This is a genomic window from Candidatus Pelagibacter sp. HIMB1493, assembly GCF_052047995.1.
Lineage (GTDB): Bacteria > Pseudomonadota > Alphaproteobacteria > Pelagibacterales > Pelagibacteraceae > Pelagibacter.
The window spans coordinates 1,346,130-1,370,095 of sequence record NZ_JBNAIP010000001.1 but is presented as its reverse complement, the minus strand read 5'-3'; the positions used below and the strand labels follow the sequence as shown (position 1 = coordinate 1,370,095).

The following is a 23,966-nucleotide window of genomic DNA, read 5'->3' as shown; positions in this document are numbered from 1 at the left end:
AAGAAGTTATAAATTGGCTATTGTAAAATCAAAGCTTTTAAAACAACTCACTAGCAACTACCCAAATTTCTTAAAAAAAGATTTAGAGAAATTTACTGATATAATTTTAAATGAAATAAAAAGATCACTTCGTAGAGGAGACGGAGTTGAATTAAGAAATTTTGGAACATTTAGAGTTAAGACTCAAAAAGCCTCCATTAGAAGAAATCCAAAAACTGGTGAAAAAGTTGCAGTTCCTGAAAAGAAAGTAATATCATGGAAAATGAGCAAGGAAATGTTTAAAAAGATCAATAATGAAGAATAAAATTATATTCGTTGCATGTGATACTTCAAATTTAAATCAAATAAAGAAAATTCTTCAAAATATTAATACAAAAAAGTTAAAAATTATTCCAAAATTTGGATTACAGTTTTTTTACTCAAAAAATGGAAGAAAATTTTTAGAAAAATATAAATCAGATTTTTGGTTAGATTTAAAAATTAACGATATACCACAAACAGCTCTTTCTGCAGTTGATAGTTTAAAAGATTTAAAAAATTGCAAATATATTACAGTTCATGCAAACGGTGGCCTTGAAATGCTTAAAGCAATTAAAAATAAAACTAAACAAATTAATAAAAATTTGAAAGTACTAGGAGTTACTATATTGACTAGTCTTAAAAACAAATCTTTAAAGGAAATTGGTCATACCAAAACAGTTGATCAACTAGTTTTAAAACAAGCTAGTATTGTTAAAAAATCAGGGTGTGATGGAGTTGTTTGTTCAGCGCAAGAAGCAAAAATGATTAGAAAAAAATATAAAAATTTTTTAATCATAACGCCTGGTATAAGAATGCCAGGTGATAATTTAAACGATCAAGCAAGAGTAATGACACCAAAGGATGCATTCAAAAATAAAGTTTCAGGAATTGTAATTGGTAGATCACTTACAAAGGGTAATATTAAAAATAATGTTAAAAGACTAATTGATCATTTAAACTGATGTTCAAAGGATGTAAAATCTGTGGGATCTCAGATCCTAATACTTTGAACTTTTTAATTAATCACCCTCACCCGCCAACATTTATAGGATTTATTTGTAACTATCCAAAAAGTTCTAGATATGTTGAATATGAAAATTTAAAAAAACTTTTAAGCATTATTCCAAAACAAAGTTACTATGTTGCCGTTCTAGTTAAACCAAATACGAATATTTTAGAGAAAATTAAAAACTTACCTTTTGATTACTACCAATTGTATGATTGTACGCCAGGAGAAATAAAAGAGATAAAGAAAAAATATAAAAAGAAAATTATTACAGCCTTTACAATAAAATCAGAGTCTGATTTAGAGGATTATAAATTATACTCTGATCATACTGACATTTATCTATTTGACAGTAAGGGCTATGAGAAAAGTCAATCTTTTGATCATGACTTGATTAAAAATATCAACTTAAATAAGGAATTAATGATTGCTGGAAATATTCAATATAACGATGAGCTTAAAAACTACAAAAATTTAGCAAATTTTATAGATTTATCTGGTGGCGTAGAAACATCTGGATTAAAAGACTTATCCAAAATAGAATTTTTTTTAAATAAAGTGAATGAAATTAAAAATGAAGCTTAAAAGAGGTATTCCATTAATTGATCAACATGATCAACAAGGTTTTTGGGGAGGAAAGTTTGGTGGTAGTTTTATACCTGAAACTCTAAAAAAACCTGTAGAGGATTTAACAAAAGAATTTAAGAAACTTAGAAATAATAAAGAATTTTTAAAAAAAAGAGATTATTATTTTAAAAATTATATTGGATCTCCAACCTCTTTTGTGAAATTAGAAAATTTGTCCAATCATTTAGGTGGAGCTCAAATTTGGGCAAAAGTAGTTTCTGAAGCAAATGGAGGTGCGCATAAAATCTATAATGCCACTGTTCATGCACTAATTTGTAAAGCTATGGGTAAAAAATATATCGTTGGCGATACTGGTGCTGGATATGCAGGAAAAATGTTAAGTATGGCAGCTAAAAAATTTGGGCTTAAATGTAAAATTTTTATGGGTGCTAAAGACATTAAAAGACAAAAACCAAATTGTGACGCTATGAGAAAAAACGGTGCAGAAATTGTACCAGTTTATTCTGGAAGTCAGACTTTAGTTGATGCAGTGAGTGAATGTATGCGATATTGGGTATCTAATTGTGATAATACACATATGTGCGTTGGTAGTACTGTTGGACCAAATATCTTTGTAAAAATATGTGGTTGGTCAACTGCACAAATTTCTAGAGAATTAAAAACGCAGCTTAAAGAAGAATTTAAAAAAATTCCAAATAAAATTAAGTTAATTAATTGTGTTGGAGGCGGTAGTTCTGCATATGGATTTTGGAGTGAGTTTATTGATTTTGATAAAAAACAAATAGAATTAATTGGTGTAGAAGCTGGAGGTCCTAAAAAATCTAAACTTCATGCAGCACCTCTAAGTAGAAATGCAAAAGTTGGTATTTTGCACGGAGCAGCTTCTTATGTTTGCCAAAATAATGAAGGACAAATTAATGATACAGAATCTATAAGTGCTGGTTTAGATTATCCTGGAGTTAGTCCTATTCATTGCTTTTTAAAAGATACTAAAAGAGCACGATATACTTATGCAACAGATGAAGATGCACTAAATGCGCATGTTATGGTTACTAAGTTTGAAAAACTCAATCCAAGTTTGGAACCAAGTCATGCTTTTGCAGAGGCGATAAAGATTGCTCCAAAATTAAGTAAAGATACAATTATAATTGTTAACTCTTGTGGTGATGCAAAAAAAGATAGAGATATTTTAAAAGAGAGATTGGGAAAAAATTAATGAGCTCTTTACTTAATAAAGCTTTTTTAAATGCAAAAAAAGAAAATAGACCTGCTTTACTGACCTATACAGTTGCAGGAGATAATACTAAAAAAAAATCTTTAGAAATTCTTAAGTCTATTTCAAACTATGCTGATATTTGTGAATTAGGTTTTCCTCACAACACTCCCATAGCTGACGGAGGTCAAATCCAGACTAGTGCCTACAGAGCAATTAAAAACGGTATAAAAATTAATGATGTATTTTCAATTGCAAAAAATTTTAAAAAATCAAAAAAAAATACACCCATTATTCTAATGGGTTATTACAATATGATATTTCAGTACAATGAAAATAAATTTTTAGATAAATGTAAAAAATCAAAAGTAGATGGACTAATTGTTGTAGATTTACCTTATCCTGAAAACAAAAGTTTTGCATCAAGATGTAAAAAGAATGGAGTGAATTTTATACAACTGGTCTCACCTACTACTTCTCAAATTAGATTAAAAAAAATAATAAGGGACTCGCATGATATGGTTTACTATATTAGCATGTTGTCAACCACAGGGGGTAAACTAAAAGTTTCCCCAAAGAAAATCTTGGAAAGATACAATAAAATTAAAAATCAAAATAAATCAAAAAATGTGGTGATTGGCTTTGGTATTACAGAAAAGACGATTAAATCTCTTAAAAAAGCTGATGGTTTAGTAGTTGGTAGTGCGATATGTAAGGAAATATCTAAATCAATTGACAGAAGACAAAATACTGTCACAAATGTTACTAATATCGTTAAAAGATTAAGAAATAAAATTCAATGAACTGGATAACCAAAATTATCAAAGCAGGTGAAAAAATAAAAACTGCTATACGTGAACGAGCTACTAAAGAAGATATCGCAAAAAGTGAATGGACAAGTTGTTGTCGAGGACCAATTCTAAAAAAAGATTTAGAAGCAAACCTTTGGGTATGTCCAGATTGTAATAAACATCATAGAATTAAACCTAAACAAAGATTTGATATTTTATTTGGAAAAAACAATTACGAAGTTTTTAAAACACCTATTCCAAAAGATGATCCTTTAAATTGGACAGACTCTAAATCATACAAAGATAGATTAAAAAGTGCTCGTAAAAAAACTGGGTTAGATTGTGGAATGATGGTTGCATCTGGGACAATCAATAATATTAAAATAACAGCTGTTGCATCTGACTTTGATTTTTTAGGAGCTTCAATGGCTGCTGCAGAAGGTGAAGCATTTTTATATGGAATTCAACATGCAATAGAAAATCAAACGCCATTTATATGTATTAGTGCTGGTGGAGGAATGAGAATGATGGAAAGTTTAATTTCATTATCTCAAATGACAAGAACAACACTTGCAATTAATGAATTAAAGAAAAATGGTTTGCCCTACCTAGTTTGTATTACAGATCCAACTGCAGGAGGAATAACTGCTTCCTATGCAATGTTAGGAGATATTCATATTGCTGAACCTGGTGCTTTAATTGCATTTGCAGGTGCAAGAGTTATTCAAGGAACAGTAAAAGAAGAATTGCCAGAAGGTTTTCAAAAAAGTGAGTATGTTGAGAAAACTGGGTTTGTTGATTTAATCGTAGAGAGAAGAGATCTAGCATCTAAAATAGGAACTTTATTATCAATATTGTTAAAACAAAATTCTGCTATAAGTTCTGAGCAAAATGAAACTTCAGAAGACACTCAGCAATTTTCAAAAGTTGCATCCTAAAGAAATAGATTTATCTTTAGATAGAATTCAAAATCTTTGTAAAAAATTAGGAAATCCCCAAGATAAAATTAAGGCCATATCAGTTGTTGGAACTAATGGAAAGAACTCTACCATCCAGGCTATTTATGCAATTCTCAAGGAAGCAAATTTAAAATGCAATGTGTATACGAGCCCACATATACAAAAAATTAATGAAAGATTTGTATTTAATAATCAGGAATTAAATGACGAGGAATTAGCTGATTTATTAGAAGAGGTAGAAAAAGTTAATAATAACGAACCAATAACTGTTTTTGAAATGTTATCAGCTTGTTTTTTTTATAAAGCTGCCCAATATCCTGACAATATCAACTTAATAGAAAGTGGTTTATTCCACCGTTTTGATGCTACCAATATTTTAAAGAGTAATCTTGCAAGTATAGTAACATCTATAAGTAAAGACCATCTCGACTGGCTTCCAAAAGAAAATCAAACAATTGAGCAAATTGTTTTTGAAAAAACATCAGCCTTACTTAATTCAAATATTGTTATCGCAAAGCAAAATAAAAAAGAGACAATGGAATGTATTAAAAAAACTATTAAACATAACTCTTCAAATAAGTTATTTTTTAATGAAGACTATAGTTATTCAATTCAAGAGAATGGTTTTTTTTACTATGAGGATAAATTGGGAGGTTTGAAGCTTCCTCTACCGAACGTTCTTGGTCAGTTTCAACTAGAAAATATATCGACTGCTATTGCAACTATAAGAACTTTAAATCTTGGAATTCAAAACAATGAAATAGAAAGTGGTATTCAAAATATTAATAATCTTGCAAGATTACAGGAAATTAAATCTGGAAAACTAAAAGAACTTGTAAAAAATAATACATTATTAGTTTCTGGGGATCATAACCCTGATGGAGCTAGAGTGGTAAATGAATACCTCCAAACTTTAGATTGTAATAAACACATAATCTTAGGTATGATGTCCAATAAGGATCATAATGAGTATATTAGTTATTTTAAAAATATCTCAACCTTGACCACTATTGATATTCCAAACCAACCTAATTCAATTGGCGGAAAAGACTTAAAAAACAAACTAAATTCATTCAAAAATGTTCAGTACAAAGAAGATATATTTGATGCAATCAAGTCCATTTCGGTCAAGAAAAACGATATAATCTTAATTACAGGTTCTCTTTATCTAGCTGGAGAAATACTTAATTTGAATTAGATGTTTTTTTCTAAAAATTCTTTCATGTGGCTTTCAGGTACCCCACCAACTTTTCTATCTACTTCAACACCTTTTTTGTAAATAATAACAGTTGGTACGCCTCTTATGCCAGCAGCACTTCCAGTGTTTATTCCACCATCTTCTACATCAGCATAATAAAAACCAGCTTTACCTTTGTATTCATCAGCTAATTTATCCATCACTGGTTTTAAAGCTTTGCAAGGTCCACACCAAGCAGCTGAAAACTGAATTACTGAAACATCTTCATTTTTGATTTTACTATCAAAATCTTCATCTTTAAAATCTATAAGCATAAATCCTTTCTATAAATTAAAGTTTTAAAGTCAACTATGCAATTTCATATTTTTTTTCAATTGACATAATAAATTCATTTATTTCATCTAATTTTTTAAGCTCTTCCTCATCATCTCTATTTGATGCTTGATCTCTTAAGGTATCGATTTCAGTGTATGCCATTGCTATAGTTTGCCACTTTTCTCTATTTTTACTCAAAATTCTTCTAGCTATCTCACTTTTAATATTTTTATATAAATCAGGTGGCAATACGTGAGGTGCTTCTTGGTAAATAATTTTTTGCCCAAACCATGCACATCTTTTATCTTGAAATTTATCTAATAATCTTAATTTATCTTCCCATGATGAACTGTGCCACGTTTTGAATAAAGCAGTATCTTTGTTTGGAACAAATTTCTCATACAAAGTTTCTTCGGGAAGTAAATCTTCTTGATTTTGAGTTTGTGACTTTTCTTCTGCAGCTTCTCTATTAATGATTTGAATATTTTTGCATAAGTTTTCACTAGATCTAACTAATTTAGCTCTTTTTTGAATTGTTTCTAAATCTAGTTCTGTGTAGGCTTTTTCTTTTAACGCAAATTTTTTATCTAATACAACAGGCGCTTTATTTGTTTTTATAACTCTTAGAGCTTTTGGACTGATTTTTTTAAGATTAGCTTTAAGCTCATTAACTGACATGTTTAGAAAAGGCTCTGGATCTCTTCTTAAGTCCCATAGATATCCCCAAGAAGCATAAGATGGATGAAAACAATGTTCTGGATGTAATGTTGAAACTAAATACATCATATTTCTTCCTTTAACATTTTCAAAAATTGAATAAATACCTTCTCCTTTTAAAATAGATTCCACACTACTCTTTGTTGAGGTAGTTAAAAATTTTTCCCAATTGTCATTATGCTTTTCTTTTATAATTCTTAAAATTTTTAAACTTGTAAATGCATCATGATATGCGGTGTGTTGTTGTGAAGTATCAAATCCTTGTTGTCTTGCTAAACCTTCAAGAGCAAGACTTTCATTTCCAGCATCTGTTAGTTCTGTTTTTAAAGTTTCAGAATTAATTGTTTGTGCAGCTCTTGCAACATGAAGACCATCGTGTTCTTTATTTGGGGACGAGTGAGTAATGTAAGGATATCTGTTACCTTTAAAGAAATTGAAATGGAACATTCGTCTATCAAAATTTAAGTTACTCCATCCCATAAATAATGCTGGGGCAGCTTTTGAAAAGAAGTTTTCAACTGCTCCTAAAAATTCATAATGAGAATAGTTTCCTTTGGTAAGTAAATCTATACTTGTTGAGTTTACCAATAGAGCTTTAGCACTTGGCACTTCTCCTTCTGGCATTCTGCCTCTGATATTTAACTTACCAATTTCATTTAAATTTTTATCAACAACAACTGCTCCAACCTCAATAATTGATCCCCAAATAGTGCTATTTGTTGTTTCAGTGTCGTAGATTACAAATTTGTCCATATTTTCTTATATATTTTAAGTTAAATTAGATACTTCATGAAATTTTTTTAATCTTCCTAAAAACAAATTTTGATAGATGACTAAATCATGTCCTTGAATTTTAAATTCTTGGAATAATTTATCTACAGTGCAGACCAAAATAACACAAGAAGTGATATTTGAGTTATACACAACATTATGAGCTAAAGAATACGCGCTAGTTTGCAATAACCATGAATCGATATACTCAGCTTTCTTTGGTTTATTACTTTGTTTAAAATCTATAATTGTTTCTCTTCCTTCATAAACTCCAACACAGTCCGCAGTGCCAGCATACTTATCTGGATAGTAAAGTGTACACTCAACACCCCATATTTCTTCCAATCTATTTTTTAAACCATGATCTATTATTTCTTTTGCCATCAATTTATATTGTTCATTATCATCAAAAAAACTTAAATTTTCTCTCCCAAGCAAATAAGATTCTAAGTAGTTATGCATCTGTGAGCCTCTGCTACTTGCTGCTTTTGTGATAGCTTCAGCTTCTTTATATCCTGTTCTCTCCCTCCAATTTGCTAAAGCTGCTTTATCCTCATCAGATTTAGTAACATCTAAAATTGAAGTCACACTTGGTAATTTTTCTTCTCCCAAAAGGTATCTTCTAATACCATCAACTGTTGCCCTTGAAGATTTTGGATAATCATATTTACGATTCCATTGCATGAGACTTCTTATAAATGGTATTATCAAAAAAAAGAAATTAATTTTTAATTTGTCTTTGTTTATCAACAAATTTTTCAACTTTGTCTGTTTGTACAGCTTTCTCAACCTGCTCTGGATCTTTTATGCTTTCCAAAGTTCTATTTATTGATCTTGCATCTGTTCCAAATTTATCAACCACACCCATAGCATCTTCTAATTTTTTTCTTAGAATTATTATGTTGTCAAAGTGTTTTGAAAATCTTGTGCTTATTGTTTTTAAATGATTATAGATTTCAGTTGCTCCTTTTTGAACTTTCAAGGATTGAAATCCCATGTGTAAAGATTGCAAATACGCTGACAAAGTATTAGGGCCACAGATTACAACTTTATATTTTTTCATTAATTCTTGAATTAATAATTCTTTTGTACTTGGGTCTTGGTATTCAGTTAACTCTTTGTATAAACTTTCTGTAGGAGCATACACAATTGCAAAGTCAGTGGTTTTTGGTGGTACAATATATTTTTCATTTACACTTTTGGCTTTTGCTTTAAATGCAGTGGCTAATTTTGCTCTAGCATCGGCAACTAACCTTTTATCCTCCGCGTCATGACCATCGGTAATTGCTTTAAATTTTTCCACCGGAAAATGACTATCAACTGGAACTAAAACATCATCTTGTAGCTTAATTGCAAATTCTACATTCTCACTTGTATTTTCTTTCATTTTCACATTTGTCATGAATTGAGAAGCTGGTAGTAAATCTTTAATCAGTGCATCCAAACTAAACTCTGCAAGAGTTCCATATTTTTTAACTCCAGCCAAAATTTTTGTTATTCCTTCTTGGCTTTGGTTTAATAGTTGAACTTGTTGATTAAAATTTCCAACTTTTTCATCTACTTTAGTTAAAGCTTCTGTCATATCTTTTGTTACTCCGGTAGACAGATTGTTAAATGAAGTGGACATTGCTCCAAGTGAACTATTGATTGTTGTATTTAAAGTATCCTTTAAACTTGAAATTTCGGATTTTAAATTAGCTATTTCTTCAGCTTCTTTATTTTCTTTTTGATCTTCAGGCTTAGATCTCAAATTTAAGTAAAGAATTACCGAAACTACTCCGAGTAACAGAATTAAGATAACTAAAAATATAGCTTCCATGAATCACTTTATATCATATATAAAATATGTAATGGAATTATTATTAATATTCAAAATTATTATTGGTTTAGGAATACTAGTTGGTGTTTATGCAATCCTTCGAAACCTGGATATTATTAAAATTATTCTTATTTATTGGAAAGATTTAATTCTTAGAAAGTAATCTAGCTAAACTTTGAAGAGATTTATTTTTAGACGATGATTTAGATATCATCATACAAGCCTCTGATTTTAATATTTCACCATCTTTTAAAATTCTTAGATTATTAGCTTTTAAAGTTTCTCCTGTTGAAGTGATATCAGTAATTATTTCTGATGAACCAGTAAAAGGATATGCCTCTGTAGCACCTAAACTATCTACTAATTTAAATTGAGTAACCCCTTTGGAAAATAAAAAATCTCTTGTTAAATTTGGATATTTGGTTGCAACTCTTAATCTTTTCTTTTTCTTATCTCTAAACTCAAATGCTATTTCCTCTAAATCAGCAATAGTTTGGACATCAATCCAAGGATCTGGAATTGCAACTACTAACGTAGCCTTCCCAAAATCATATTTTTTAATAACATTAATTTTCTTTTGAATATTTATTTCACTCTCTTTCAATAAATCAAATCCGGAGAATCCTAGATCTAATGAACCATCTCCCAGTCTTTCTATAATTTCTCTTGCATGAAGGTATAAAATTTTAACATTTTTCTTTTGTTTAATTGAACCTAATAAATCTCTTTCTCCTCTTTCTGAAATTAGATTTAATTTATTTTTTTTAAAAATATTTAATATATCTTTTCTAAGTCTTCCTTTGCTCGGTATACCTATATTAAGTAATTTACTCATATTTAAACTCTTTCAATTCATCTTTAAATATTTTATTCATTTCTAAAATTAAATCTTTAGTTAACAATTTTTTATAATTATTTTTTGGCCCTAAATGAAAAAAATCAATTTTTTTATTTTTTAACTTTTTTTTAACAGACTCTGAAAATCCTTTCTCTAATTCCATTTTTTTCATTTTTTCGAATTGACATGATTGAATAACTTTTTTTGCTTTTTCTCTATCGAAAGATTTTCCTGAGTTAGTTATAGATTTTATGAAATAAATAACATTTTTAAAAGTATCGAAAGTTTTATTTTGCAAGTCTTCGTACCTTATTGTGAGAACAGGAAATAGTTTATTTTTTCTCCAAGTTTTTTGGTGACTTTTCCAAGAAAACAAAGACACAAAACCAAGATATCTATTATTTTCTTTATGCAACAAACATCTTTTTTCATCAAGCATAAATTCTAAGGCCTCCTCATAATATTTTTTATCAAAGTGATTATATATAGAGTTAATAACATTTCTTGGATCTCTAATAATGTATATAGCTCCAAGAGAATTTTTCTGATCTGTAAATATTGAATCTTCTATTCTGCATAAAGCATTGTGTGTTTTAAGAAATTTTATTTTTTTATCTTCATTAATTTTTCTTTGTGCATGTAACCAATATTTTGATGTACTCTCAGGTTTTTCAAATTTATCTTCATAATTTTTAAAATGTGTAAAACTTGGAAATTGGTCTATATAATTTAATAATTCAAAATTAAATTCACCATTATCACTGTAAAAATATGAAGCTATCATTGACCTCAGCCATGTATTTCCACTTTTAGGATATGAAGCAAGCCAAATAATCATAAGATCATATTGATTGCAGCGCCAACTGCTGGTATTTGTTTTTTTGACCCAAGATCAGAAATTAATCGATCATAACGACCACCATTAATAATATTTTTTAATTTATTTTTTGATTTAACATCAATTTTAAAAACCATCCCTGTGTAATATTCCAATTGTCTTCCAAAAGAAGTTGAAAATACTACATTTAGTTTTGAAACTTTGTTGTTAGAGACAGGAAAATATCTTTGATCAACCACCAAATTAATTCTATTTTTTTTAAAAAATTTATTTAACTCAGATGCTGCTTCATTGATTGGGCATTTGATTTTTAAAAAGTCTTTAATAATTTTTGAAACACCTTTACCTTTACTAGCTCTTCTTGGATCTTTAATTTTGTTATCAAATCGATTTAATATCTCATTAATAGTTCTTCCTGCTATTACATTTGATAAATCTTCTTTCAGCATTTTTAAATAACGCTTTTTATCTATTTCAACGATAGTTGGATCTACATCAGAGTTTGTCTCTAATCTTTTTAAAAGATCGTTAAAGTAATCTTCTCTCCAAAAATGTCTTGATAATCTTAACTTCCATCTTTTTGGAATATCTAGTTTTGAAATTAACAAATTAAATATTTCAACATTTCCAATTGTTAATTTGCCTGATGAATATTTAATATTTTGAAGAGATTTTAATGAGGTATTGATAATTTCTTTATCATCATTTTTTTCATCTTTAGAGCCTAAAATTTCAAATCCAATTTGATCTCGGATAATAGAATCACTTTTATTTTCAGATTTTCTATAAGCTTGACCACTATAAAAAATTTTTTCTTTTCCTTTTAAATTATTTTCTAAATATCTTAAGCAGGATGCAATTGTTAAATCTGGTCTAAGACATAGCTCACTTCCATTTTGATCAGTAAATGAAAAAATAAATTTTCTAAAGTTTTCACCTGACCTTTGAACAATATGATTTGCCTCAATAACTGACGGTAAATCAATATATTTGTAACCCTTAGATTTTACTGATCTAAGAATGCTTTCAGATAAGTTTTTTGATTTCATCTATTAAATTTGATTTTGGAAATGTTTTGTTATTTTCACCTTTAACACCTTTAAGATTTTTTATCGTTACTGTGTCTTCAGTAAATTCATTGTCACCACATATAACTGCTACATTTAATTCACGCTTATTTGCTAAGGTTAATTGCTTGCCTAAATTTTTCTTTGTGTCTAAAAAAATTTCTGTATTAATGTTATTTTCTCTCAATTGATCTACAATTTCGTAATAATTTTTTAGATATTTTTCCTCCATCACACAAACTAATACAGGCTTTTGATCATCCACCTTAATCTGATCCAATTGTAAAAGTGCAAACAACAATCTATCTACACCAAAACTAATTCCTGTACCTGGAATATCTACCCCTTTAAATCTTGAGATAAGCTTAGCATAAGACCCTCCTGAACAAATACTGCCTATATCAACTTCTTTTCCTTTATTATTTGTAATTTTAAAATTTAGGTTAGTTTCAACAATAAAATCAGAATAATAAGCTAAACCTCTTACAATAGTAAAATTGGTTTGTACTTGTTCCAAATTAGAACCAAATCCTAAAATTTCAAAAACTTCCTCAAGCTCTTTAATTCCTTCTTGAGACATTGGATTTTTTAAATTTTCTTTTAATTGTTTTAAATCTTTTATTTTTAAAAAATTTAAGATTTGTGATGCTTGTTCATCTGTTAGATCAGCGCCTTTTGTAACTGCGCCGCTTGCATCTTTTCTCTCTTTTTTAAGAAGATCTTCAACACCTTTTAAACCAAATCCAGGTTTATCTAATTTATCAATAGCTCTAATTACTTTTAATTGCTTATCTTCAGATATTTTTAAATCATTAATTAAACCTTGTACAATTTTTCTATTACTAATATTGATCGTAAATTGATCTTTATTCAAACCACAATCTAAGAGTGTACTCGAGATTAAATTACAAAGTTCCGCATTAGCTTGGGCCGAATTAACATTTCCAACAATATCAAAATCGGCCTGCATGAACTCTCTGTATCTTCCATTTCCTGCTTTTTCATTTCTAAAAACATTTTGAATTGCATATCTTTTGTAAATTGATGGAAGCTCTTGGTTATTTTGAGCAACAAATCTAGCTAAAGGACTGGATAGATCGTATCGAAGAGTAATATTTTTATCGCCATCTTTAAATGAGAATACATCAGACATAGGGTTATCCTCGTCCTCAGCCAAAAACGAACCAATATTTTCGCTGATCTCAAAAGAAGGTGTCTCTAATGGTTCGGCTCCAAATTTTAAAAAATTTTTTTCAATCACTTTTAAAAGTTGTTTTTTTAGAACTAACTTTTTATTCCAACGATCTTCAAATCCAGATGGTAAGGAAGGATTGAGTTTTTTATCTTTTTCCATTTTAGTGGTACTTTGGGTAGGTTACGCTCCTACGACTTCGGATCCACAAACCGACGTGATACTATTTCACCACCAAAGCTTATCCTTTAGTTATTATCTTATTTTATGTGGAATGAAAATTATAATATAAACAAATAGCCTAATGGCTATGGAAACAGTTTCTGTGAGTACTTCTATAAGTAATTCTGTATATAATATTTATATTCATGAGCAGTCTTTTAGACAAAAATTATTAATATTCAAGGCTTAAATAAAAAAAGGACGTTAATCTACTAAATGTAGAAATAACGTCCTTTAGAAATTTTACGAAAATTAGTCTATTTTTTTTAAATTTACTGCAGAAGGACCTTTAGGACCGTCTTCTAATGTGAATTCAAGTTTATCACCTTCGTTAAGAAATCTCATTCCAGCAGCTTTTACAGCTGAAGCATGTACAAAGGCATCTTTCTCTTTGTCGTCTCTCTCTATAAAGCCATATCCCTTTTTACCATTATACCATTTTATTTTACCTTGTAGTGTACTCATCTTATTTCTTCGTCCTTTTGTTATTTATTATATTAATTAAGTTAATTTCTTTTACAGGTATTTCAAGATCAAACTTTGTGGTGGTGGCTGAGGAAGGATTCGCACCTCCGACACAAGCCTTTTCAGGGCTCTGCTCTACTCCTGAGCTACTCAGCCTTATTTATCCTCTAAAGATAATTCTTCCTTTAGTAAGATCGTAAGGTGTCATCTCGACAGTTACATTGTCACCTTGAAGAACTCTAATTCTGTTTTTTCTTAACTTACCTGCTGTGTGAGCTGTAACCGTATGACCATTCTCTAGCTTAACTCTAAACATTGCATTCGGAAGCAGGTCTATCACAGTCCCCTTGAATTCAAGTAAGTCTTGTTTTGACAAATTTATTTTCTCCTTATTCTTTTTAATACTGATTGAGCATGCCCAACCAGGCCTTCATAATTTGCAAGTGTTATAACTGATGGTCCAAGACTTTCAATACCCTTTTTTGATAGGTTTATGTATGAAATTCTTTTGTAGAATTCGTTTACACTTATACCACTTGAATATTTTGCTGATCCGTTAGTTGGTAAAACATGGTTTGAACCTACATTATAATCTGTCATAGCCATAACGGCATATTTTCCTAAACAAATTGATCCTGAATTTTTTATTTTTGAAACAATAGATTTATAGTTTTTAACATTTAACTCTAAATGCTCTGGAGCTATTTTGTTAACAATATCGATAATTTTTTTATCTGAATTTACATGCATTAAAATTCCATTATTTTGCAAACTTCTCTTTGCAATAGACTCTCTTGGAATATCTTTTAATTGTTTAATTATTTCAGTTTTAACTTTATTTAATAAGTTTTTATCTTTTGAAATCAATATGCACTGTGCAAGATCATCATGTTCTGCCTGTCCTATTAAGTCACTTGCAATCCATTCTGGATTAGAATGCTTATCACAAACTATTGTAACTTCAGAAGGACCAGCAGTCATACCTTCAATTCCAACATCTCCAAAAACTTCTTTTTTTGCAGCTGCAACGTAAGCATTTCCAGGCCCTACAATTTTATCAACCTTTTTAATTTTTTTTGTTCCATAAGAAACTGCAGCAATAGCAGATGGTCCACCAATTGAGTAAATTTCCTTAATTTTACATTTTTTAGCAGCATACAATACCGCAGGATTTTGTTTTCCTTTATAGCCTGGGTTAATCATAACTATTCTTTTTACACCAGCAACAATAGCTGGAACTGCATTCATCAATACACTAGATGGATAGGATGCAGTTGAACCAGGTACATAAATTGCAACCGATTCTAATGGTAAATATTTATACTCAAGTTTATTTTTAAATTTATCAGTGTAAGAAATATTTTTAAACTTTTGTAATGAATGAAATTTATAAATCCTGTTGTAAGCAGTATCGATAGAATGTTTTACAATAGAATTTAATGATTGAATTGATTTTTGAATTTGATTTGAGCTAGGCTTGATTACTGAATTTTTGTTAAATTTTTTCTCATATTTTAATAAAGCTTTATCACCATTTTTTTTAACATCTTTAATAATGTTAGTGACTGAAACAGAGCTTGATTGAACTTTTCTCTTTCTGTGCAATAACAAATTATCTAATAGTTTACCAAAATTTTTCTTGCTACTATCTAAAACCTTCATCTCTAATTTATTTCACTTTGATCTTCTAATATTGCTTCAATCGTTTCAGCGGTCAAAGCGATATGAGCATTATTACTAAAAAAAAGATTTATTTCATAAACATCGTTATTTTTCAAATAATCTATTCCTACTAATTCTAAAACCAATTCTTGATTTGATTGATCAATATTTTTTGACTTTACCTTATCAACAAAATCAAATCTGCAAATACTATTGACTTTTTTGTCCTCATTTTCATTTTCTACTTTAATACGTTCAATTGATAATAAAAATACTTTATTAGATTCTAGATACTTAATGTCTGAAACTTTTACTTTAGCTCCTGAGCTACAAGCTGAAATCATTTGCAATCCCTCTTTGTCTGTAGCAATAATTTTGGCTAAATATTTGTTCATCTTTTTAATCTTTTTATTTTAACACCAATATTTTTTAATTTATTTTCAATTTTTTCATAACCACGATCTAAATGATAAATCCTGTTAATTACAGATTTCCCTTGTGCAACCGAAGCTGCTAAGACAAGTGCCACTGATGCTCTTAGATCACTAGACATGACTTCTGCACCAATAAATTTCGTATTACCCTCAATATAAGCTTTATTATTTTTAGTCGTAATATTTGCACCTAATCTCTGTAATTCGGCAACATGCATAAATCTGTTTTCGAAAATATTCTCTGTGATAGAGCTTTTTCCTTTTGCTTTACACATTAAGACCATTAATTGCGCCTGTAGATCTGTTGGAATTCCAGGAAACTCATTTGTTTTAATATTTTTAATAGACTTAATTTTTTCTGGTCCATTAATATGAATTTTATTTTTGCTTACTTTTATTTTGGCTCCTGTTTTTTTTAATAAATTAAGTTCTGTATTTATTATTTTTGGATCTAAATTATTAATTTCTAGAGTTCCTTTAGCTAAAGTTGCTGCTACGCAAAAAGTACCAGCTTCAATTCTATCAGCCATCACTGAATAATTTGTTGAATTTAAAGAACTTACTCCGTTAATAGTACAAGTTCTCCCTTTCCAATTAATTTTTGCACCAGCTGAATTAAGAAAATTAGTAAGGTCTTTTATTTCTGGTTCAACGGCGCAATTTCTTAATACTGTTTTTCCTTTTGCCAAGCATGCAGCAATTATAGAATTTTCAGTTGCACCAACAGTAATTTTTGGAAATCTAATTAACCCTCCTTTAAGTTTGCCAAAAGATTTTGCTAATATGTAACCATCCTTAATTTCATAATTCATCCCAAGTTTTTCTAAAGCTGACAAATGATAATTAACTGGTCTTGCACCAATTAAGCAACCACCTGGTAGTGATGTTTTTGACTTATGATATTTTGCAACCAATGGCCCTAATACCAAAATTGAACCTCTCATTGTTTTAACTAATGAATAACTAGCAAAAGTTTTCATATTTTTATTGTTTGAAATTTTTGCAGTTTTTTTATCTTTAGAAAGTTCAATTTTTGATCCAAGAGATTTAAGTAAATTAAGCATAGTACTAATATCTTTTACTCTTGGAAGGTTATGAAGAGTTACTGGTAAATCAAAAAGTAATGTTGCCGCTAATATTGGCAATGATGCATTTTTCGAACCTGATATTGAAACTTTGCCTTTGATTTTGCTAGGACCATCAATCAGAAATTTGTCCATAACTTACTTTTTAATTTTAGCAACCTGAATAGTAGTTTGTCCCTGATATTTACCGTTCTTAGATTTATAAGTTGTCTCTGGTTGAGTCTCTGATTTAAAGAATAAAAATTGGGCTATACCTTCATTAGAATAAATTTTTGCTGGATTAGGTGTAGTGTTGCTTAGCTCTATAACTATATTTCCCTCAAATTCATTTTCAATAGGAGTTACATTACAAATTATACCTGTTCTTGCATAAGTGCTTTTACCAACACATATGCAAAGTACGTCTTTTGGAATTCTGAAATATTCTACTGTTTTAGCTAAAACAAATGAGTTTGGAGGAATAATGCAATGTGGTCCCTTTTTCTCTATAAAATTATCATCTGAAAAATTTTTTGGATCAACTAAGGAATTATTTACATTAGTGAATATTCTATATTCATCAGAGATCCTAACATCATAACCCATGCTACTTAATCCATATGATATTTTTCCCTCTGCAACTTGATGATCCAAAAATGGTTCAATCATGTTGTGCTCTTTGCACATCTTCTTAATCCACGAGTCAGGCTGAATAGACATTACTTAGATTTTTTTTTGTTTTTTTTTTGGAATAGTTTTCTTTTTTTTAAGTTTTTTCTTAAAGCTAAGCTCAAACGCTCATTTTTATCTTTTGAACTCATTCTTTGTTGGGATTAGTCAAAAAATCTAATGATATTGGTTTATTAGGATCTAATGGTTTTGATGTGGGCTCTTCTTTTTTTGGGCCTTCTTTAGCTAAACGTTTGGCTTTTTTTTCAGCAAGCTTTCTTTCTCTTTTAGCTTGCTTCTCCATAAGCTTGTTGCCTTTTGTAGATTTATAATCGTAGTGAATTCCCATAACATTTTTTTAGTAGATATAGATCATTATGATCAAAAAATTAAGGCAATAATTTGAAAAAAATGCTTTATTATCAATAAATTACTAAATGTATTTTAGCTCCTGTAGTTAAATGGCATAACAAGTCATTGGTAATGACTAGTTCCCTGGTCAGTACAGGGTGGGAGCACCATTAATCTTTGTAAAATCTTTTCCTAAACAAGATAGTAGAAATAATTAAAACAAAAAAAGCTAAAAGAGGTAAATAAATATCAGGGGAGAATATTATATCACTTATTTTAGGAACTTTGCTATTATGATCAATAATTTTTTCAATACCACTACCTATAGATGCAATTAAAAACACACCTGGAATAATTCCAAAAAAAGTGGAAAAAAAATAATTTTTAATTTTTACGTTAAATAAAAGAGGCAAAAGAGATTGTAGTTGCCAAGGAATTCCTCCAATAATTCTATAGATTAATAAATAAATAAATTCAGATTTTTGAAATTTTTTTTCAAGATTTTGAAATTTGTTTAAAAATTTTTCTCTAATTAATTCTTTTAAAAAGTAATTTCCAAAAATATATAAAAATGTAGCACCTATAGTTAAACCAGCAGCCACAATAATAGCTCCTATCCATTTCCCAAAAATAAAGCCACCCATGAGTGCTACAGGAGATCCAAAGCCTAGAAAAGGAAATACCCAAAGCACAGTTAGAAACAAAAAAGAAATTAAAACTAAAAATAAATTAGAATTCTTCAACTCAATTAAATAAGATCTGTTATTTCTCAAAAAATCATAAGATGTAATCTCCTGAAGACTGAATTTTGAAAAAAAAAAATATAAAAATAAACTAACAATTAATAAGTAAGATAAACCTATAAATAGTTTAATTTTTTTTGTTTTTTCCATAAATATTGTTACTTTATTCCTAAATCTTCTATTTGCTATTTTTATTATTGCTAATATAAAGGGGCAAAATTTATAAAATTTAATCAATTTATTTATGAAAAGAACATACCAACCTTCAAATAAGAAAAGAGCTCGAAAACACGGCTTTAGATCGAAAATGAAAACTAAAGGTGGAAAAAAACTTTTAGCTAGAAGAAGAGCCAGAGGAAGAAAATCTTTAACTGTATCAGTGTAAATTAATGAAAAGCAAAATTGTTGCTCTTTCAAAAAACGAAGAATTTAAAAATTTACTTAAACAAAAAAAGTTCTCGAATAAGTATGTAACTATTTTCTTTGGTAAATTAATGAATAAAAATAATAATAAACTCAATATTAGCTTTGTAACAAAAAAGAAATTAGGGAATGCAGTTAAGAGGAATAAGATTAAAAGAAGATTAAGGAATATTTTAAACGAAGCAGTTAAAAAAATATCAATAAATTTTAACTATTCATTCCTTGTTATCGCTAAGTCATCTATGCTAAATAATGAATACAAATTAATAAAAGAAACTCTATTTCAGGATTTTGAAAAAATAAAATAATGAATATTTTTACAAGTATATTAATTAAAACTATCAAAGGTTATAAATATTTGATTAGTCCTTTATTTGGACATTCTTGTAGATATTTACCTACTTGCTCAGAATACAGTATTGATGCACTTAAAGAATTTGGTCTGTTAAAAGGATCATTTTTAAGTATTAAAAGAATCTTATCTTGTCACCCAATCAAATTTTTAGGTGGTGGTGAAGGTTTTGATCCTGTTAAAAAAAACACAAAATTAAAATAATATGGATACTAAAAATATAGTAGCAGCAATTTCATTATCAGCAGCAGTTATAGTTTTGTATTCACTATTTTTTGCTCCTCAACCAATTACTAAAGAAAATGTGGCTGAAGGAAATAAAGTTGAACAAAACAGCGATACACCTTCATTAGATCAAAAAGAAAATGTTGCTGAAATTTCTAGAGAAGAAGCTTTAAATCAAAGTGAAAGAATTAATTTTGAGAATGAGAGTATTGTTGGTTCTATTTCACTTAAAGGTGGTGTTATTGATGATCTAACTTTTAAGCAATATAATGTCAGTCTAGACTCTCAGGAAAAAGTTACACTTCTTTCACCAAGAAATTCAAAAGATGGTTATTTAATTGAAAGTGGTTTTATTACATCTGATAAAAATGTTGAAATTCCAAATTCAAATTCTATTTGGAAAGTTTCAGGAAATAATAAGTTAACAGATCAATCTCCTATAAAATTATCCTGGACAAATGATCAAGGTATAACATTTGAAAAAGAGATTGCCTTAGATGAAAAATTCTTATTTACAATCAAACAAAGTGTTATCAATCCTACCAATAAGAAATATGATTTTTATACTTATGGGCAAATCATTAGAAATGAAATACCTGATATATCTAACTTCTATATTCTTCATGAAGGTTTGATTGCAGATTTAGATGATGAATTAATTGAAGAAGATTATGATGATATACAAGAGAAGAAATTTTCAAGAACAGCTCAAAAAGGATGGCTAGGTATTGGAGATAAATACTGGGTAACTTCACTAATTCCACCTAGAGAAAAAGAATTTAAAACAACATTTGATTATAAAGATAAGTTCAGAGCAAATTTTGTATCAACAGAACCATTGGAACTTAATGAAAATTCATTGATTGAAGAAACCTTACAAATCATTGTTGCTGCAAAAAGAGTTGATGTAATTGATGGATATGCTGAATCTTTAAACATTGATAAATTTGACTTAACAATTGATTGGGGATTTTTATACTTTATTACCAAACCGTTATTTTTTGGAATAGATTATTTCTTTAAATTACTGGGAAATTATGGCCTAGCGATTATAGCAATTACAATTTGTATAAGATTAGCATTTTTTCCACTTGCAAACTTTTCGTTTAGAAGCATGGCAAAAATGAAAGCCTTACAGCCTGAAATGGCGAGACTGAAAGAGCTGCACAAGGACGATAAAATGAAATTACAACAAGCGATGATGGCTCTATATAAAAAAGAAAAAGTAAACCCAATGTCTGGTTGTTTACCAATACTTGTGCAAATTCCAGTTTTCTTTGCTTTATATAAAGTTTTATTTGTAACAATTGAAATGAGACAAATGCCTTTTTATGGCTGGATACAAGATTTATCTGAGAGAGACCCTACCTCTTTATTTAATCTATTTGGATTATTGCCTTATGATGTACCATCATTTTTAGTCATTGGAGCATGGCCTGTCGCAATGGGTGTTTCTATGTGGGTTCAACAAAAATTAAATCCTGCACCAACAGATCCGATGCAAGCAAAAATATTTATGTTCTTTCCATTATTCTTAACAATAATTTTGGCACCTTTCCCAGCAGGGTTGGTAATATATTGGACAGTAAATAATATTTTAACTATGGCACAACAAGTTTTTATAATGAAACGAACCACTGTTAAAACAACAACTTAATGTTGGATATTAAAGAAGAAGAATTAAAAACAATTCTACCACTCGATGGTCCTTCAACTGAAGAAGTAAAAAAATATTTAGAAAAATATAACGATGAATATATTGTTATTAAATGTGGTGGTAGCGTTTTAATTGATCAAAATCTTTTTGATATTTTTATTAAAGATATTTCAACACTAAATAAACTAGGATTTACTCCTATTATTGTTCATGGGGGTGGGAAAAGAATAAGCAATAAACTTAATGAGATAGGTTTAGAAAGTAAATTTATAAAAGGATTAAGGGTAACCGACAAAGAAACTATTAAAGTTGTAGAAGAAGTATTAATTGATTTTAATAAAGAAATTATCAATGCTCTAGATCAGCAAAATTGCGAAAGTCAGAGTATTAATTCCAAGGAAAATAATATTTTAACAGTTGTACAAGAAAATGAAGAGCTTGGTTTTGTGGGCTCTCCTACAAATGTAGATCAATCAATAATAGATAAAATTATAGCAGATAAAAAAGTGCCTATTATTGCCCCCTTAGGTTTAGATAAAAATGATCAAACTTATAACGTCAATGCAGATACTGCAGCTGGCTTTATTGCAAAAAAAATTAACGCAAGAAGGTTAATTATATTGAGTGACGTAGAAGGTGTTTTGGATAACAATAAAAATCTAATTCCAGAAATTAATTCAGAATCTATAAAAGAGTTAATAGATAATGAAACAATTACGGGTGGCATGATCCCAAAAATAAATAATTGCTTAGATGTTGCTAGTAACGGAGTAAAAGGAGTTGTTATAATAGATGGTAGAAAAAATCATTCTGTTCTATTTGAACTTTTATCAGATGGGGGATCTGGAACTTTAATTAGACAATGAAAAATTTAAGCAATATTAAAAATATTTTATTTGATTGTGATGGTGTTCTTTATAGCGACCTAGAGGCAGTATTTGGACAAGTAAGCCGAAAAATGACAGAATATATCTCAAGTAAACTTAATGTAGATTTAAAAAAAGCCAAAGAACTTCAGACAAATTACTTTCACAAATATAACACAAGCTTAAATGGTCTAATGATACATCATGAAATTGATCCTAAAGAATTTTTAGATTTTGTTCATGATATTGATTTATCTTTTTTAGAAAAAGATACGGCATTAAGATATGAGTTGGAGAATATAAATTTAAGAAAATTTGTCTTCACTAATGGTAGTCAAAACCATGTAAAGCATATCACTACAACACTAGGAATTGACGACCAATTTGAAGGCATATTTGATATCATAGATGCAGAATATCACCCAAAACCAGAAGCTAAAGCTTTTGATTTAATGGTAGAAAAATTCAAAATTGATCCAAAAGAAACTTTGTACATTGAAGATATAGCAAAAAACTTATCGATAGGTAAAGAGCGAGGAACAATTACTGCTTGGTTAATTAATGATGAGGAATGGGGCAAAAAAGAATCTAATAAAGAATATATTGATTATAAAATTGAAAATCTTACTTTATTTTTAAAAGAAATAAGGTTATTAAAAAACCAATAAAACTATGAGTATAGAAAACATTATAAATGAAGCTTGGGAAAATAAAGATCAAGTTAATCAAAATTCAGATCAAAAATTAAAAGATACTATTAATCAAGTAATAGAAGATCTAGATAGTGGTAAATCCAGAGTTGCTGAAAAAATTGATGGTGAATGGGTAACTCATCAACACCTAAAAAAAGCAATTATGCTAAGTTTTAGAATTCATGGAATGGAAACTTTAGATGGTCCCTACTCAGCTTGGAGAGACAAAGCTCATTTGTTAAAAGGAAAAACAGCCGGATGGTCAAACGCTGATTTTGAAAAAGCAGGTTTTAGAATGGTACCAAATACTGCAATGAGAAAAGGATCATATGTTGCTAAAAATGTTGTTCTAATGCCAAGTTATGTAAATATTGGTGCTTACATAGATGAAGGAACAATGATGGATACATTTAGTCGTGCAGGTAGTTGCTGTCAGATTGGAAAAAATTGTCATATTTCAGCAGGAACTGGTATTGGTGGAGTTTTAGAACCAGCACAAGCACTTCCGACTATTATTGAAGATAATGTTTTTGTAGGTGCTATGTCAGAAGTTGTGGAAGGGGTAATAGTTGGTGAAGGTTCAGTGCTAAGTATGGGTATGTATATTGGCCAATCAACTAAAATCGTTAATAGAAAAACTGGTGAAGTAACTCACGGTAAAATACCTCCATACTCAGTTGTTGTTCCTGGATCATTACCAGACAAAAACAATCCTGCTGCGCCCTCATTGTATTGTGCAGTAATCATCAAACAAGTAGATGAAAAAACAAGATCCAAAACATCAGTAAACGATCTTTTAAGAGATTAA

General features: G+C 29.0%; 31 protein-coding genes and 1 tRNA gene. 15 read left to right on the top strand and 17 right to left on the bottom strand.

The features are described 5' to 3' along the window. Positions 1-13 precede the first annotated feature (13 nt). Genes ACTTBK_RS07285 through ACTTBK_RS07255 form a run of 7 tightly spaced genes read left to right on the top strand, consistent with a single transcriptional unit; the run spans position 14 to position 5,776 of the window. Positions 14-304 (top strand): HU family DNA-binding protein, encoded by a 291-nt coding sequence (locus tag ACTTBK_RS07285; RefSeq protein WP_440619379.1) that lies wholly within the window; start codon positions 14-16, stop codon positions 302-304. Further along, positions 294-983, top strand: coding sequence for an orotidine-5'-phosphate decarboxylase (gene pyrF, locus ACTTBK_RS07280; RefSeq protein WP_440619377.1), 690 nt, complete (start codon positions 294-296; stop codon positions 981-983). Before ACTTBK_RS07285 ends, pyrF begins: the two co-directional genes overlap by 11 nt. Continuing rightward, positions 983-1,612 carry a phosphoribosylanthranilate isomerase gene (locus ACTTBK_RS07275; RefSeq protein ID WP_440619375.1) on the top strand — a complete coding sequence of 210 codons (630 nt, stop codon included), beginning with the start codon at positions 983-985 and terminating at the stop codon, positions 1,610-1,612. Before pyrF ends, ACTTBK_RS07275 begins: the two co-directional genes overlap by 1 nt. Beyond that, complete coding sequence (gene trpB, locus ACTTBK_RS07270; RefSeq protein ID WP_440619483.1) at positions 1,602-2,831, top strand: tryptophan synthase subunit beta; 1,230 nt, start codon at positions 1,602-1,604, stop codon at positions 2,829-2,831. Before ACTTBK_RS07275 ends, trpB begins: the two co-directional genes overlap by 11 nt. Beyond that, positions 2,831-3,631, top strand: coding sequence for a tryptophan synthase subunit alpha (gene trpA / locus ACTTBK_RS07265; RefSeq protein WP_440619373.1), 801 nt, complete (start codon positions 2,831-2,833; stop codon positions 3,629-3,631). The genes trpB and trpA overlap by 1 nt, the downstream gene beginning before the upstream one ends. Then, positions 3,628-4,557, top strand: a complete 930-nt coding sequence (locus tag ACTTBK_RS07260; protein ID WP_075505966.1) for an acetyl-CoA carboxylase carboxyltransferase subunit beta — start codon at positions 3,628-3,630, stop codon at positions 4,555-4,557. The genes trpA and ACTTBK_RS07260 overlap by 4 nt, the downstream gene beginning before the upstream one ends. Then, complete coding sequence (locus ACTTBK_RS07255; RefSeq protein ID WP_440619371.1) at positions 4,511-5,776, top strand: bifunctional folylpolyglutamate synthase/dihydrofolate synthase; 1,266 nt, start codon at positions 4,511-4,513, stop codon at positions 5,774-5,776. The genes ACTTBK_RS07260 and ACTTBK_RS07255 overlap by 47 nt, the downstream gene beginning before the upstream one ends. Here the strand turns inward: ACTTBK_RS07255 and ACTTBK_RS07250 are convergent. Genes ACTTBK_RS07250 through ACTTBK_RS07235 form a run of 4 tightly spaced genes read right to left on the bottom strand, consistent with a single transcriptional unit; the run spans position 5,773 to position 9,398 of the window. Beyond that, positions 5,773-6,090 carry a thioredoxin family protein gene (locus ACTTBK_RS07250; RefSeq protein WP_075505964.1) on the bottom strand — a complete coding sequence of 106 codons (318 nt, stop codon included), beginning with the start codon at positions 6,088-6,090 and terminating at the stop codon, positions 5,773-5,775. The two genes, ACTTBK_RS07255 and ACTTBK_RS07250, sit on opposite strands and share 4 nt — an antisense overlap. 34 nt (positions 6,091-6,124) lie before the next feature. After that, positions 6,125-7,561, bottom strand: a complete 1,437-nt coding sequence (locus ACTTBK_RS07245; RefSeq protein WP_440619370.1) for an exonuclease domain-containing protein — start codon at positions 7,559-7,561, stop codon at positions 6,125-6,127. Between the two features lie 15 nt (positions 7,562-7,576). Continuing rightward, positions 7,577-8,263, bottom strand: coding sequence for a hypothetical protein (locus ACTTBK_RS07240; protein WP_440619368.1), 687 nt, complete (start codon positions 8,261-8,263; stop codon positions 7,577-7,579). Positions 8,264-8,300: 37 nt separating this feature from the next. Beyond that, complete coding sequence (locus ACTTBK_RS07235; protein ID WP_440619367.1) at positions 8,301-9,398, bottom strand: DNA recombination protein RmuC; 1,098 nt, start codon at positions 9,396-9,398, stop codon at positions 8,301-8,303. 31 nt (positions 9,399-9,429) lie between these two features. On the opposite strand from ACTTBK_RS07235, the gene ACTTBK_RS07230 reads away from it, so the two are divergent. Further along, on the top strand, positions 9,430-9,561 hold the full coding sequence (locus ACTTBK_RS07230; RefSeq protein ID WP_256998081.1) for a hypothetical protein: 132 nt from the start codon (positions 9,430-9,432) through the stop codon (positions 9,559-9,561). Here the strand turns inward: ACTTBK_RS07230 and hisG are convergent. The 13 genes from hisG to ACTTBK_RS07165 form a co-directional block, all read right to left on the bottom strand. After that, on the bottom strand, positions 9,544-10,233 hold the full coding sequence (gene hisG / locus ACTTBK_RS07225) for an ATP phosphoribosyltransferase (RefSeq protein ID WP_440619365.1): 690 nt from the start codon (positions 10,231-10,233) through the stop codon (positions 9,544-9,546). The genes ACTTBK_RS07230 and hisG overlap by 18 nt on opposite strands. Then, positions 10,226-11,074, bottom strand: coding sequence for a sulfotransferase domain-containing protein (locus tag ACTTBK_RS07220; protein WP_440619363.1), 849 nt, complete (start codon positions 11,072-11,074; stop codon positions 10,226-10,228). The genes hisG and ACTTBK_RS07220 overlap by 8 nt, the downstream gene beginning before the upstream one ends. Further along, positions 11,071-12,123 carry an ATP phosphoribosyltransferase regulatory subunit gene (locus ACTTBK_RS07215; protein ID WP_440619362.1) on the bottom strand — a complete coding sequence of 351 codons (1,053 nt, stop codon included), beginning with the start codon at positions 12,121-12,123 and terminating at the stop codon, positions 11,071-11,073. Before ACTTBK_RS07215 ends, ACTTBK_RS07220 begins: the two co-directional genes overlap by 4 nt. Beyond that, a complete protein-coding gene (gene hisS, locus ACTTBK_RS07210; RefSeq protein WP_440619361.1) occupies positions 12,101-13,495 on the bottom strand; it encodes a histidine--tRNA ligase in 1,395 nt (464 codons plus the stop codon). Before hisS ends, ACTTBK_RS07215 begins: the two co-directional genes overlap by 23 nt. Positions 13,496-13,807: 312 nt before the next feature. Then, a complete protein-coding gene (locus ACTTBK_RS07205) occupies positions 13,808-14,020 on the bottom strand; it encodes a cold-shock protein (RefSeq protein WP_075505957.1) in 213 nt (70 codons plus the stop codon). 81 nt (positions 14,021-14,101) lie between these two features. Further along, a tRNA-Phe gene (locus ACTTBK_RS07200) sits at positions 14,102-14,176 on the bottom strand. Between the two features lie 4 nt (positions 14,177-14,180). Beyond that, positions 14,181-14,396, bottom strand: coding sequence for a translation initiation factor IF-1 (infA, locus tag ACTTBK_RS07195; RefSeq protein ID WP_023854397.1), 216 nt, complete (start codon positions 14,394-14,396; stop codon positions 14,181-14,183). 2 nt (positions 14,397-14,398) lie between these two features. Continuing rightward, on the bottom strand, positions 14,399-15,682 hold the full coding sequence (gene hisD / locus ACTTBK_RS07190; RefSeq protein ID WP_440619360.1) for a histidinol dehydrogenase: 1,284 nt from the start codon (positions 15,680-15,682) through the stop codon (positions 14,399-14,401). A gap of 2 nt (positions 15,683-15,684) precedes the next feature. Then, positions 15,685-16,077: a DUF2948 family protein gene (locus ACTTBK_RS07185; protein WP_440613489.1), complete on the bottom strand. Its 393-nt coding sequence runs from the start codon at positions 16,075-16,077 to the stop codon at positions 15,685-15,687. Next, a complete protein-coding gene (gene murA, locus ACTTBK_RS07180) occupies positions 16,074-17,336 on the bottom strand; it encodes a UDP-N-acetylglucosamine 1-carboxyvinyltransferase (protein WP_440619358.1) in 1,263 nt (420 codons plus the stop codon). The genes ACTTBK_RS07185 and murA overlap by 4 nt, the downstream gene beginning before the upstream one ends. Before the next feature lie 3 nt (positions 17,337-17,339). After that, positions 17,340-17,900, bottom strand: coding sequence for a dCTP deaminase (dcd, locus tag ACTTBK_RS07175; RefSeq protein WP_075505953.1), 561 nt, complete (start codon positions 17,898-17,900; stop codon positions 17,340-17,342). 97 nt (positions 17,901-17,997) lie between these two features. Beyond that, positions 17,998-18,198, bottom strand: a complete 201-nt coding sequence (locus ACTTBK_RS07170) for a hypothetical protein (RefSeq protein ID WP_075505952.1) — start codon at positions 18,196-18,198, stop codon at positions 17,998-18,000. A gap of 172 nt (positions 18,199-18,370) precedes the next feature. Further along, on the bottom strand, positions 18,371-19,093 hold the full coding sequence (locus ACTTBK_RS07165; RefSeq protein ID WP_440619357.1) for a TVP38/TMEM64 family protein: 723 nt from the start codon (positions 19,091-19,093) through the stop codon (positions 18,371-18,373). Between the two features lie 94 nt (positions 19,094-19,187). Between ACTTBK_RS07165 and rpmH the strand changes: the two genes are divergently transcribed. From rpmH to dapD, 7 genes are read left to right on the top strand one after another with little or no spacing between them, the layout of a single operon-like run. Next, a complete protein-coding gene (gene rpmH / locus ACTTBK_RS07160; RefSeq protein ID WP_023854404.1) occupies positions 19,188-19,328 on the top strand; it encodes a 50S ribosomal protein L34 in 141 nt (46 codons plus the stop codon). 4 nt (positions 19,329-19,332) lie between these two features. After that, positions 19,333-19,674 carry a ribonuclease P protein component gene (gene rnpA, locus ACTTBK_RS07155; RefSeq protein ID WP_075505950.1) on the top strand — a complete coding sequence of 114 codons (342 nt, stop codon included), beginning with the start codon at positions 19,333-19,335 and terminating at the stop codon, positions 19,672-19,674. Further along, on the top strand, positions 19,674-19,922 hold the full coding sequence (gene yidD, locus ACTTBK_RS07150) for a membrane protein insertion efficiency factor YidD (RefSeq protein ID WP_440619356.1): 249 nt from the start codon (positions 19,674-19,676) through the stop codon (positions 19,920-19,922). Before rnpA ends, yidD begins: the two co-directional genes overlap by 1 nt. 1 nt (position 19,923) lies before the next feature. After that, on the top strand, positions 19,924-21,600 hold the full coding sequence (gene yidC / locus ACTTBK_RS07145) for a membrane protein insertase YidC (RefSeq protein ID WP_440619355.1): 1,677 nt from the start codon (positions 19,924-19,926) through the stop codon (positions 21,598-21,600). Then, the gene (argB, locus tag ACTTBK_RS07140; protein WP_440619353.1) at positions 21,600-22,466 is read left to right on the top strand and encodes an acetylglutamate kinase; all 867 of its coding nucleotides are present in this window, start codon (positions 21,600-21,602) and stop codon (positions 22,464-22,466) included. Before yidC ends, argB begins: the two co-directional genes overlap by 1 nt. Beyond that, positions 22,463-23,134, top strand: coding sequence for a pyrimidine 5'-nucleotidase (locus tag ACTTBK_RS07135; protein WP_440619352.1), 672 nt, complete (start codon positions 22,463-22,465; stop codon positions 23,132-23,134). Before argB ends, ACTTBK_RS07135 begins: the two co-directional genes overlap by 4 nt. Before the next feature lie 4 nt (positions 23,135-23,138). Further along, positions 23,139-23,966, top strand: coding sequence for a 2,3,4,5-tetrahydropyridine-2,6-dicarboxylate N-succinyltransferase (gene dapD, locus ACTTBK_RS07130; protein ID WP_440619350.1), 828 nt, complete (start codon positions 23,139-23,141; stop codon positions 23,964-23,966).